Raw genomic sequence first — 11,937 nt, forward strand, 5'->3', positions numbered from 1 at the left:
ACCAACCTTTGCGGAGGTCCAAATGGCACATTCTGCGCATCACGCATCGGCAGGCTTTTCGCTGCCCGGTCTGATCTCATCCATCGGCGCGTCGGTCTTTTCGTTTCTGGTCAGCTTGGCCGAGGCACAATCGCGGGTTCAGCAGGTCGAATTCCTGCAATCGCTCAGCGACGAGGAACTGTCCAAGCGCGGCCTGACACGCGAGCGTATCGTTCACCGGGTCTTTGCGGATACCGTCTGGCTCTGACTGTACCAGCTTATGGGGCAAGTGCCCCATGACCGCCTTTTATTCTACCGCCCGTCGCTATTGCGACCATACTCATAGTGTTCCTGCCGATCACCTGTCGCTGAGCTATGAAGACCGATTTCTGCGCCGAAAGGTTCTGACCTGTGACGGCGGTGAGCAGATTCTGGTCGATCTGGCCCAGACAACCTCGCTGGATCATGGCGGCGTGCTGGTTCTGGAAGATGGGCGCGAGATCGGCATTCAGGCGGCACCCGAGGCGCTGCTTGAGGTCACTGCCCCAGACCTGACCCGCGTCGCCTGGCATATCGGTAACCGGCACACCCCTTGTCAGGTTGAGGCCGACCGCCTGTTGATCCAGGTTGATCACGTCATCCGCGACATGCTGTTGAAACTCGGCGCGACTGTGTGCGAGGTGCATGAACCCTTCACCCCCGAAGGCGGGGCCTATGGCCACGGCAGGACCCATGGCCACGCCCACTGACGCGGATATCCTGACCCTGACGCAGTGGTTCTCACCAGCCTACCCGGTGGGCGGGTTCGCCTATTCGCATGGGTTGGAATGGGCGATTGAAACCGGAAGCGTGACGAACGCGGCCGAGACGGGGGAGTGGATTGCTGATGTGGTCGCGCATGGCACTGGCCGCAATGACTGCATCCTTTTGGCATTCGCATATCGGGCGACGTCGCCAGACGAATTGTCTGCGATTGACCAGACGGCGCGCGCGTTTTGCCCCTCGTCCGAGCGGCTTATGGAAACGCGATTGCTGGGTGAGGCGTTTTGCGGCGTGACATCCGATGTCTGGGCGGTCGATCTGGCGGCCCTGACCTATCCTGTTGCCGTCGGATACGCAGCGGGGCGGCGCAACCTGCCCTTACCTCTGACAACGCAGATGTTTTTGCAGGCGTTCATGTCCAATCTTGTGGCCTGCGCGACCCGTCTTGTGCCATTGGGCCAAACCGAGGGCCAGCGGTTGATCCGCGACATGACCCCTTTGTGTCAACGCGTGGCATCCGAGGCGTTGGGCGCTGATTTGAATGATCTGAGCTCAATGGCTTTTCTGCCCGACATCGCGTCGATGAAACACGAAACCCAATATTCAAGGATGTTCCGAACATGAGCAGCATGAACGGCCCCCTGCGCGTGGGCATTGGCGGCCCCGTGGGCGCAGGCAAAACCACCCTGACCGCCGCATTGTCCGAAGCCCTGCGCGATAAGGTTTCCATTGGCGTGATCACCAATGACATCTACACGCGCGAAGACGCCGAGGCGCTGATGCGGATGCAGATCCTGCCGCAGGACCGGATCATCGGCGTGGAAACCGGCGGCTGCCCGCATACAGCAATCCGCGAGGATGCCTCGATCAATCTGGCCGCCGTGGCCGAGATGCAGGCGCGCCATCCCGATTTGGATGTGGTGCTGATCGAAAGCGGCGGCGATAACCTGTCGGCCACGTTCAGCCCGGAACTGGCGGATGTGACCCTCTATGTGATCGACGTGGCTGCGGGTGAGGAAATCCCACGCAAGGGTGGCCCGGCGATCACCAAATCGGATGTTCTGATCATCAACAAAACCGATCTGGCCCCACATGTAGGCGCCTCGCTGGACGTGATGGAGCGTGACGCGACCCGTATGCGCAACGGACGCCCGTTTGTGTTCACCTCGCTACGTCAGCGGCAGGGGGTATCCGAGATCGTGGACCTGCTGGCGCAGATCGGCGGCTTGCCGGTGGCGGCCGACCCGGCGGCGCTGGCGGGCGAGTAAGATCAGGAGGCAAGCGCCGCTTTCAGCGCGTGGTACGAGGCTTTGGGCGTCCGCTCCAGCGTCTCAAAATCCACGTCCACCAGACCAAAGCGTTTCTCATAGCCCAGCGCCCATTCGTAATTGTCCAGCAGCGACCAGATGAAATAACCTTTCACCGGCACACCCTGATCCAGCGCGTGCTGAACCTCGGTCAGATGCTGGTTGAGGTAATCGATCCGGTCATCATCCTGCTGCCGCTCGGGGCTGGCCATGCCGTTCTCCGTGACGAAAATCGGCAGATTTCCGGTGTATTCCTGTTTGGCGCGGATCAGGAACCGCGACAGGGCGGCGGGCTCAATCTCCCACCCCATCTGAGTTTTCGGCAAGGGGCCGGGGACCTCTTTGTAGCCGGGCCACGGGGTGTCAGCAGGGGCGATCAGCTTGCGGGTGTAATAGTTCAGACCGCACCAGTCGACCGGGGTGCCGATGGTGTCGAAATCGTCCTGCCAGCCGGTGGGCAGATGCGGCTCTAGCCCCTCCAGCACATTCTGTGGATAGGCTTTGTTGAACACGCCGCCCAGGAAAAAGCGGTTGTAGATACCGTCATACAGTGCCGCCGTTCTACGCGCTTCGTCGCTGTCATCGGCGGGTTCGGCCCATTCCAGATTGAACACCGCGCCGAGGTTATCCATCCCCAGCCCGCGCATGGTTTCAATCGCGCGGCCATGGGCCAGAAGAACGTGATGCATCGCCCGGGCGGTGGCGCGGATGTCGCGCAGGCCGGGGGCGTGGTGGCCGTCAAAATGGCTCAGCCAACTGACACACCACGGCTCATTGATCGGGGCGACGCTGTACATGCGGTCGCCGATCCGGCCCATGATCACTTCGGTGAAATCCGCAAACCACCCGGCGATATCCCGGTTGCGCCAGCCCCCCAAGTCCGCCAGAGGCGACGGCAATTCCCAGTGATAAAGCGTCGCGCAAGGTTTGATTCCGCGCTCCAGCAGCGCGTCGGTCAGGCGGTCATAGTAGTCCAGACCGTCCTGATTGATTGCGCCGCGCCCGTCGGGCAGCACCCGCGCCCAGCTTGTGGAAAAGCGATAACAATCCAGACCGGCCTCTTGGATCAGGTCGAAATCCTGTTGGAACCGGTTGTAGTGATCGCAGGCCAGATCACCGTTTTCCGCGTTGACCACGTTGCCCGGGGTCGCCGCGAAACTGTCCCAATGGGTGCGGCCTGCGCCGCCCTGTGCGTGGCCTTCGATCTGATAGGCCGAGGTTGCTACGCCGAACAGAAAACCGTCCGGAAAATCACTGCGATTGTATTTCATGTCAGGACCTTTGCGGGGCAGGGCCGGTAGAGCTTCCGACCACTAGTTCAGCTTCAAGAAGCCGGGTTTTGGGGGGATCATCGGGGTTGTTGATCCGTTCGATCAGCATTTCTGCAGCCAGCTCTCCGGCATGTCTGACCGAGGAGCGCGTGGCGGTGAAAATCGGCACATCCATGCCGTTGCGCATATAAGACAGCTCATCATCATGGGCGATGACCGACACATCCCGCCCCATCCGCAGCCCGCGTTCGTCGATGGCGCGCCGGACCCCGACGGCTGCGATGATGGATGAGGCCAGAATGGCGGTGGGCGGGTCCTCCAGATCCAGCATCTCGCTGGTTGTCTGGTGGCCATAAATCTCGGTCATCTCGGCGCTGCGCAATAAGGCGGGATCGACGGCCAGCCCTGCCTTTTCCAGCGCCGCAACATAGCCGTTCCGACGGCGCTGGGCGAAATCCATGTCCTCCAGCCCGTTGATCAGGGCAATGCGGCGGTGACCGAGGTCGATCAGAAACTGTGTGGCACGCTCAAAGGACCGAAGGTTGTTGACGTCGATCCAGTCATAGGGCTCCTCAATCCCGGTTGAGCGGCCATGGACGATAAAGGGCACGCCCATACGGGACAGGACGGTTATCCGAGGCTCATTCACCTTGGGGCCCTGCAGCACAATCCCGTCCACCGCGCCACGGCTGAACAGGCTGCGATAGGCATCTTCGATGGATGTGTCCGCCGCATGGGTGAACATCATGTCATAGTTATTCTCGCCGTATTTCTGCGCGGCACCGGCGACGAAATCTCCAAAGATCGGGTTTACCATTTCATGCTGGGATGAGCTGGGAATCACATGCCCGATGACCATCGACCGCCCTGTCGCCAACCCTTTGGCGCGGATATTCGGACTGTAACCGTGCTTGGCCGCAGCGGCCTGAACCCGCAGGCGCGTATTCTCGTTCACCTCGGGGTAGCCGTTCAGCGCACGGCTGACCGTGGTCTGCGAGAGCCCAAGGATTTCCGAGAGTTGCTTGAGGTTCATGGCTTTCAAAGCGCCTTCAAATCTTTCTGATCGTATGTAGTGACGGCATTTCCCATCTCCGTCAATCCATCCATTCCCAAGGGCTGTTATATTAACAATGCAGGCATCTGGAAACTCTTTATTGACAGAACTTGAATGTTAGCGGATAAAGTTGCCCATTCAAAGCGCTTTGAAAACTGAGTCTCATGCGCGAGAAATTTTGGGAGGATACTTCATGAAACACTCGCTTTACGCAGGTGCGGCCACGTTCGCCCTGATGGCGGGCGCGGCGCAGGCCGACAAGGTCACCGTGTTCGGTCCGTGGCTGGGGCCGGATCAGGAAAATGTCGAAAAGGTGCTGGACGGATTCGCCGCCGCAACCGGGCATGAGTACACCTATGTCGGGTCGGACAGTTTCGAACAGCAGATCCGGATTGATGCCGAGGCGGGGTCGGCCCCCAATGTCGCCGTCTTCCCGCAGCCCGGTCTGGCCGCAGACATGGCCCGGTCCGGTTTTCTGACCCCGCTGGGGGACGGGACCGCGGATTGGATTCGTGACAACTATGCCGCCGGTCAGTCCTGGGTCGATCTGGGCACCTACGCCGGGCCAGACGGTGCGGATCACTTGTATGGGTTTTTCTATAAGGTCGATGTGAAATCTCTGGTCTGGTACGTACCCGAGAATTTCGAGGACGCCGGTTACGAAATTCCAACCACCATGGAAGAGCTGAAGGCGCTGACCGATCAGATCGTGGCGGATGGCGAAACACCGTGGTGCATCGGTCTGGGATCAGGCGGCGCGACCGGATGGCCCGCGACAGACTGGGTCGAGGATATGATGCTGCGCACGCAGTCGCCCGAGGATTACGACGCTTGGGTCGCCAATGAGATGAAGTTCAACGACCCCAAGGTGATTGAGGCCATCGAAGAATTCGGTGCCTTTGCCCGTAATGACGATTACGTCGCCGGCGGCGCGGGTGCCGTTGCCACCACCGATTTCCGCGACAGCCCGAAAGGCATGTTCAGCTCACCTCCGCAATGCTATCTGCACCGTCAGGCTTCGTTCATTCCTGCCTTCTTCCCGGAAGGGACGATTGTGGGGGAAGACGCGGATTTCTTCTACTTCCCGGCCTATGAGAGCAAGGACCTGGGCAGCCCGGTTCTGGGCGCAGGCACTTTGTGGGCGATCACCAATGACAGCCCTGGCGCGCATGCGTTGATCGAGTATCTGCAAACACCCGAAGCGCATGAAACCTGGATGCAGCTAACGGGGTTCCTGACACCGCATAAGGGCGTTGATACCTCGCTGTTCTCGGACCCGACGCTGAAGAAGATGAACGACATTCTTCTGGGGGCCACCACTTTCCGGTTTGACGGGTCTGACCTGATGCCGGGCGGCGTGGGTGCCGGAACCTTCTGGACCGGTATGGTCGACTATACCGGCGGAACATCGGCGCAAGAGGTTGCCGATGAAATCCAATCCTCCTGGGACGCGCTCGACTAAGCGTTCCGCACCGGGCAACCCGCAACGCCGGGTTGCCCCACCCCACCGTCGCAAGGGAGACGCGGCATGCATCCGGCATTTCAGGGCCTGCTGACCATCGCCATCGGCGTGTCAGGTTGCGTGGGCTATTTCTACCTTTCGAACCAGTTCCTGGACAAAGTTCTGTTTCCGGCACGGGGTCCGAACGCAGGGCGCAATATCAACCGCGCCAACATCATCCGGCCCTGGCTGTTCCTGTTCCCGGCGATTGCGGCTCTGGGCCTGTATCTGGCTTACCCGGTGGTGGAGACCCTGCGCTTGTCGCTGACCGATCGCATCCCCGGCGGCGGGTATGAATGGGTCGGGCTGGACAATTACATTCAGATGGCGAAAGAGCCCAAGTTCTGGGAAGCCATGCGCAACAACATGTTCTGGCTGATCATCGTGCCCGCCATGTCGACCGCGTTCGGCTTGCTGGTGGCACAACTGACGGATCGTATTCGCTGGGGCAATGTCGCCAAGTCTCTGATTTTCATGCCGATGGCGATCTCGTTCGTTGGGGCCTCGGTGATCTGGAAACTGGTCTATGACACCCGCCCGGCCGAGCAGGATCAGATCGGCATGTTGAACGCGCTGTACATCTTCTTTGGCGGGACCGAGCCGCAGACATGGCTGACCATCCCGTTCTGGAACAGTTTCTTCTTGATGGTCGTACTGATCTGGATTCAGACCGGCTTTGCCATGGTGATCCTCTCCGCCGCCCTGCGCGGTATACCCGAGGAAACCATAGAAGCCGCCATTCTGGACGGTGCCAATCCGTTCCAGATTTTCTTCCGCATCAAGGTGCCGCAGATCAAGACGACGATCCTAGTTGTCTGGACCACGATCACCATCACCGTGCTCAAGGTTTTCGACATCGTCTTTGCCATGACCAACGGCCAGTGGGAGACGCAGGTTCTGGCCAACTACATGTATGACAAATTGTTCCGCGCCAATGACTGGGGCGTTGGGTCTGCCTCGGCCATGGTGATCATGCTTCTGGTCACACCGATCCTGATTTGGAACGTGCGCAACGCGCGCAAAGAGATGGAGTGAGGCCATGAGCGATATTGCAGGAACCAAACCGGCACTGCGCTGGGTTGTCCATGCCTCGGTCCTGTTTCTGGTGGTGCTTTGGGTGGTTCCAACGCTGGGGCTGCTGATCTCATCCTTCCGCACGGCGGATCAGATCGCGACCAGCGGCTGGTGGCGATCGCTTTTCCCGTCCGAGCAGAACCTGACCCTGCGCGCCGCCGCACCTGAAACGCAGGTGCAGGAAAACGGGATGTATGTGATCCAAGGCAACCTGTTCGACGCAGGCACGCAGGCCACGATCTCGAAATGGGGTGTCAGTTCCCGCGCTGTGGATGAGTACGTTCCGGGCGATACGGCTGAATTGCGTCGCGGTGGCACGATCACATTGGACGCGCAGGGCAACTACCGGATGGAGAACACCGAGGAGTTCACCGGCAGCCGAGGCGCGCGTGTCTTTGTGACAGCGGAACTGCCGCCCGAGTTCACGCTGGCGAACTATCACAAGGTCCTGCTGGCCGAGGACAGCACCGACAGTATGGGGCGGGCGTTCTTCAACACGCTGACGGTGACCATCCCGGCGACGATCATCCCCATTCTGGTGGCAGCCTTTGCGGCCTATGCGCTGGCGTGGATGGACTTCCCCGGGCGGGCCCTGCTGATCGCTGCCGTGGTCGGATTGCTGGTGGTGCCGTTGCAACTGGCGCTGATCCCGTTGCTGAAATTCCATCTGAATATCGGGATCGGCAAAGGGTATCTGGGCGTCTGGATGGCCCATACCGGCTTTGGGATGCCGCTGGCGATCTATCTGCTGCGCAATTACATGGCCGGGCTGCCCCGTGACCTGATCGAGAACGCGCGGGTCGATGGCGCGACCGAGTTCCAGATCTTCACCAAACTGATCCTGCCGCTCAGCTTTCCGGCTTTGGCCTCGTTTGCGATCTTCCAGTTCCTGTGGACTTGGAACGATCTGCTGGTCGCTAAGGTGTTCCTGATTGATGCATCCGGTCAGACAACAGTCATGACCAACCGGATTGTCGAGCTTTTGGGCACGCGCGGCGGCAACTGGGAAATTCTGGCGACAGCGGCCTTCGTCTCGATAGCCGTGCCGCTGATCGTCTTCTTCGCAATGCAAAAATACCTGGTCCGCGGGCTGCTGGCCGGGTCCGTCAAATAGAGGCGTCTGATGAACGTGCAAACCACAGCATTCAAAACAACCAAAGCAAAGCCCGACTGGCGGCGCGGCGGAGTGATCTATCAGATCTATCCACGCAGCTTTCAGGACAGCAATGGCGACGGGATCGGCGACCTGAAGGGCATCACGCAAAGGCTGGGCTATATCGCCTCGCTGGGTGTGGATGCGATCTGGATTTCGCCGTTCTTCAAATCTCCGATGAAGGATTTCGGATACGACGTCAGCGATTACCGCGATGTCGATCCGATGTTTGGCACGATGGCGGACTTCAAGGACCTGCTGGATCAGGCGCATGGGCTTGGGCTGAAGGTGATGATTGACCTTGTGCTGTCCCATACCTCGGATCAGCACCCGTGGTTTGTCGAAAGCCGCGCCAGCCGGGACAATCCGAAATCGGACTGGTATGTCTGGGCCGATCCCAAACCCGATGGGACACCGCCCAACAACTGGCTGTCGATCTTCGGCGGCTCGGGCTGGCAATGGGATTCCCGGCGGCTGCAATACTACCTGCACAATTTCCTGACTTCGCAGCCGGACTTGAATTTCCATTGCGTCGAAGTTCAGGATGCCCTGTTGGACGTGGCCCGGTTCTGGCTGGATCTGGGCGTCGATGGGTTCCGTCTGGACACAATCAACTTCTACTTCCACGATGCTCAGCTGCGCGACAATCCCGGCCTTCCGATGGACCAGCGTAATGCGTCAATCGCGCCGATGGTGAATCCCTATAACCATCAGGATCATCTGTTCTCCAAAAGCCAGCCCGAGAATGTCGCCTTCCTGGAACGCCTGCGTGCCTTGACTGACGAATACGAAGGCCGCGCCTGTCTGGGTGAGGTCGGAGACGCACAGCGCGGGTTGGAGATCATGGGCGAATACACCACCGGCGACAAGCGGATGCATATGTGTTATGCGTTTGAATTCCTTGAGAAACGCCGCCTCACGGCCTCATACGCCAAACAGGTGTTTGACGAGCTTGAGGCTAAGGCAGGCGACGCTTGGCCCTGCTGGGCGTTCTCGAACCATGACGTGCAGCGCCATGCCTCGCGCTGGGGTCTGGACGATGCGGCCATACGGCAGCATGCGGTGCTGATGATGTGCTTGCGCGGGTCTGCCTGCCTCTATCAAGGCGAGGAACTGGGCCTGCCCGAAGCCGATGTGGCGTTCGAAGATTTGCAAGACCCCTATGGCATCGAATTCTGGCCCGAGTTCAAGGGCCGCGACGGGTGTCGAACGCCGATGGTCTGGGCTGCGCAGGATGAACAATCGGGGTTCAGCACCGGTCGGCCCTGGCTGCCTGTCAGCTCGCCTCAAGCAGAGCGCGCTGTGGACCGGTTGGAGCAGGACCCCAATTCCATGCTGCATCATTACCGCGCGGCGATTGCGCTGCGCCACGCGCATTCCGCGCTGATGTCCGGTGCGCAGTCGGACATGACCCAGAACGGTCCGGTTCTGACATTCCTGCGTGAGGATGCGACCGAGCAGGTGTTCTGCGCATTCAACCTTGGGTCGGACACAGAAGACGTCAGATTGCCCGAAGGCAACTGGCGCGCAATCGGGGAGGGGTTGGGCAGCGTCACGGGGACAGGGAGTGTATCTCTGGACGCTGCTCAATTCTGTTTGATGGTCAGAGAGAAGGGATAAGCCATGTCGGAACTCAATCTCACGGATGTGGCCAAGACCTATGGCACGGTCGATGTCCTGCGGAACATCAATCTGGACATCGAAACGGGCGAGCTGATCGTTTTTGTGGGCCCTTCGGGCTGCGGCAAATCCACCCTGCTGCGGATGATTGCAGGGCTGGAGAAAATCTCGGGCGGAACGCTTGAGATCGAAGGGCAGGTGATGAACGAGGTGCCCCCGGCACAACGCGGCATCGCGATGGTGTTCCAAAGCTATGCTCTGTATCCGCATATGACCGTGCGCGAGAACATGGCCTTTGCGTTGAAGATCGCCAAAATGCCCGCGGCCGAGGTCGATGCTGCCGTCGAACGGGCCGCCCGTATCCTGCAGCTTGAACCGTTTCTGGACCGCCTGCCCAAGGCGCTTTCAGGTGGGCAGCGTCAGCGGGTCGCCATCGGGCGGGCCATCGTACGCGATCCCAAGGTCTATCTGTTTGACGAGCCGCTTTCAAATCTCGACGCCGCGCTGCGTGTGGCGACCCGGATTGAGATTGCGCGCCTGAAAGAGGCGATGCCCGACAGCACGATGATTTATGTAACCCACGATCAGGTCGAGGCGATGACGTTGGCCAGCCGCATCGTGGTTCTGGCCAACAAAGGGATTGCGCAAGTCGGGACACCGCTGGAGCTGTATGAAACGCCGGACAATGAATTTGTCGCGCAGTTCATCGGCTCGCCCGCGATGAACCTGCTGCCGGGTACGATCACCGGCACGGGTGAGACAACAACGGTGACGCTGGACGATGGCGGCGTTGCCATGTCGGCAATTGCAACCGAAGCATCGGATGAGGGCAAGAAGGTCAATATCGGCGTCCGCCCCGAAGATTTTGTCGTCACCGAGGATACGCCGATCTTTTCAGGCGTTGTCGATTTCACCGAAGCGCTGGGCGAGGTCACGCTGCTGTATTTCGCGGCACCGGAAGGCACGGATGCCAACATCGCCAAACTGCCCGGCGTTCAACGCAACATGCGCGGGCAGACGGTGGCCGTGACCGCATCACCCGACAAGGTGCATCTGTTTCACGACGGGAAGTCGATGCGAAAGTGACGCCTATTGGCGGGCGAGGAAATCGGACACTCTCGCCAGCCCGTCACGCAGGATCGCAGGCGTGTTCGCATAACCGATGCGCACGCACCCTTCCAGCCCCAGCGCTGATCCGGGCGTGAACATCACGCCCGTGTCCTGCAGCAGGCGCACGCAAAACTCATGTGAGGAAAGCGGCAGGTCATAGTGCAGCAGGGCGGTTGTGCCCGCCTTGGGTTTGACCCATGAGATAAGCGGTTTACTGTCCACCCAATCGCTGAGCATTGCCAGATTGCCGCGCGTGATCGCATGGCTGCGGGCCAGAACCTTTTCGTGGTTTTCCAGCGCGATGGCCGCAAAGTGATCGTCGATCATGCCGACCGATATCGTGTCATAATCCCGGTGGATCGACACCGCCTCGATCAGGTCGGTTGATCCCGCAATCCATCCCAGACGCAACCCGGCCAGTGAAAAGGCCTTGGACATACCGGCGGTCGAGATGCCCTTTTCGTAAAGATCAGCCACAGACGAGGTCATGCCCGTGCCATCTTGCGCTGTTCCGCGATACACCTCGTCGCACAGTAACCATGCGTCGATGTCGCGGGCAATGTCGACAATCTGCAGCAGATATTCGCGGTTCATCAGAGCGCCCGTCGGGTTGTTCGGGTTGTTGATGGCGATCAGCCGGGTGCCGGGTTTAGCAGCGGCGCGCAGCTCGTCCAGATCAGGCAGATTGCCATTTTCCGCCCGCAGATGCACCTGCGACACCTCGGCCCCGATACTGGCGGGGATCGAATAATGCTGCTGATAGGTCGGCACCACAGCCACGACATGATCGCCTCGTTCTACAAGCGTCTTGTGAACCAGCATATTGGCGCCGATCGTGCCGTGGGTAACGACGATGTTGCTGCGTTTCTGGGTCTGGTACAGCCCACAAATCGCGTCGCGCAGCCGGTCAGAGCCTTCGATGGCCCCATAGGTCATCTTCATGCCCAGCAAGTCCGACAGATCGTCCGAGTTTCGCCCGGCGATCTGCAAAAGCTCGGCGATGGTCAGGCTTTCGACGCAGGTTTCGGCCAGATTGAACGCGCATTTGGTTTCCCATTCGTTCATCCAGATTTCGACACCGAACGGCTCGATCTTCATTGCTTGGT

General features: G+C 59.8%; 12 protein-coding genes. 9 read left to right on the forward strand and 3 right to left on the reverse strand.

All coding sequences use genetic code 11. The features are described 5' to 3' along the window. Nucleotides 1-22 precede the first annotated feature (22 nt). Genes ACRZ9X_RS17135 through ureG form a run of 4 tightly spaced genes read left to right on the forward strand, consistent with a single transcriptional unit; the run spans nucleotide 23 to nucleotide 2,009 of the window. Nucleotides 23-247 (forward strand): hypothetical protein, encoded by a 225-nt coding sequence (locus ACRZ9X_RS17135; protein WP_480521052.1) that lies wholly within the window; start codon nucleotides 23-25, stop codon nucleotides 245-247. Nucleotides 248-275: 28 nt separating this feature from the next. Beyond that, complete coding sequence (locus ACRZ9X_RS17140) at nucleotides 276-728, forward strand: urease accessory protein UreE (RefSeq protein ID WP_480521054.1); 453 nt, start codon at nucleotides 276-278, stop codon at nucleotides 726-728. Next, a complete protein-coding gene (locus ACRZ9X_RS17145) occupies nucleotides 694-1,365 on the forward strand; it encodes an urease accessory protein UreF (RefSeq protein ID WP_480521056.1) in 672 nt (223 codons plus the stop codon). Before ACRZ9X_RS17140 ends, ACRZ9X_RS17145 begins: the two co-directional genes overlap by 35 nt. Continuing rightward, nucleotides 1,362-2,009: an urease accessory protein UreG gene (gene ureG / locus ACRZ9X_RS17150; protein ID WP_480521057.1), complete on the forward strand. Its 648-nt coding sequence runs from the start codon at nucleotides 1,362-1,364 to the stop codon at nucleotides 2,007-2,009. The genes ACRZ9X_RS17145 and ureG overlap by 4 nt, the downstream gene beginning before the upstream one ends. A gap of 2 nt (nucleotides 2,010-2,011) precedes the next feature. On the opposite strand, the gene ACRZ9X_RS17155 is transcribed toward ureG, so the two are convergent. Together ACRZ9X_RS17155 and ACRZ9X_RS17160 are read right to left on the reverse strand one after the other, a co-directional pair. Next, entirely contained in the window at nucleotides 2,012-3,319 is a 1,308-nt protein-coding gene (locus tag ACRZ9X_RS17155) for a GH1 family beta-glucosidase (protein WP_480521059.1), read from the reverse strand. A gap of 1 nt (nucleotide 3,320) precedes the next feature. Continuing rightward, entirely contained in the window at nucleotides 3,321-4,352 is a 1,032-nt protein-coding gene (locus ACRZ9X_RS17160) for a LacI family DNA-binding transcriptional regulator (RefSeq protein WP_480521061.1), read from the reverse strand. 214 nt (nucleotides 4,353-4,566) lie between these two features. Between ACRZ9X_RS17160 and ACRZ9X_RS17165 the strand changes: the two genes are divergently transcribed. The 5 genes from ACRZ9X_RS17165 to ACRZ9X_RS17185 all read left to right on the forward strand — a co-directional run bounded on the left by ACRZ9X_RS17165 (nucleotide 4,567) and on the right by ACRZ9X_RS17185 (nucleotide 10,807). After that, on the forward strand, nucleotides 4,567-5,835 hold the full coding sequence (locus ACRZ9X_RS17165) for an ABC transporter substrate-binding protein (RefSeq protein ID WP_480521063.1): 1,269 nt from the start codon (nucleotides 4,567-4,569) through the stop codon (nucleotides 5,833-5,835). Nucleotides 5,836-5,901: 66 nt separating this feature from the next. Beyond that, the gene (locus ACRZ9X_RS17170; protein ID WP_170658398.1) at nucleotides 5,902-6,909 is read left to right on the forward strand and encodes a carbohydrate ABC transporter permease; all 1,008 of its coding nucleotides are present in this window, start codon (nucleotides 5,902-5,904) and stop codon (nucleotides 6,907-6,909) included. A 4-nt stretch (nucleotides 6,910-6,913) separates the two neighbouring features. After that, a complete protein-coding gene (locus ACRZ9X_RS17175) occupies nucleotides 6,914-8,062 on the forward strand; it encodes a carbohydrate ABC transporter permease (RefSeq protein WP_480521065.1) in 1,149 nt (382 codons plus the stop codon). Between the two features lie 9 nt (nucleotides 8,063-8,071). Next, entirely contained in the window at nucleotides 8,072-9,721 is a 1,650-nt protein-coding gene (locus ACRZ9X_RS17180) for an alpha-amylase family glycosyl hydrolase (RefSeq protein ID WP_480521067.1), read from the forward strand. Nucleotides 9,722-9,724: 3 nt separating this feature from the next. Further along, nucleotides 9,725-10,807, forward strand: coding sequence for an ABC transporter ATP-binding protein (locus ACRZ9X_RS17185; protein WP_480521069.1), 1,083 nt, complete (start codon nucleotides 9,725-9,727; stop codon nucleotides 10,805-10,807). Nucleotides 10,808-10,810: 3 nt separating this feature from the next. Here ACRZ9X_RS17185 and ACRZ9X_RS17190 read toward each other — a convergent pair whose 3' ends face one another. Continuing rightward, complete coding sequence (locus ACRZ9X_RS17190) at nucleotides 10,811-11,929, reverse strand: aminotransferase (RefSeq protein ID WP_480521071.1); 1,119 nt, start codon at nucleotides 11,927-11,929, stop codon at nucleotides 10,811-10,813. Nucleotides 11,930-11,937 lie beyond the last annotated feature (8 nt).

Source organism: Ruegeria sp. AL1 (assembly GCF_056540905.1).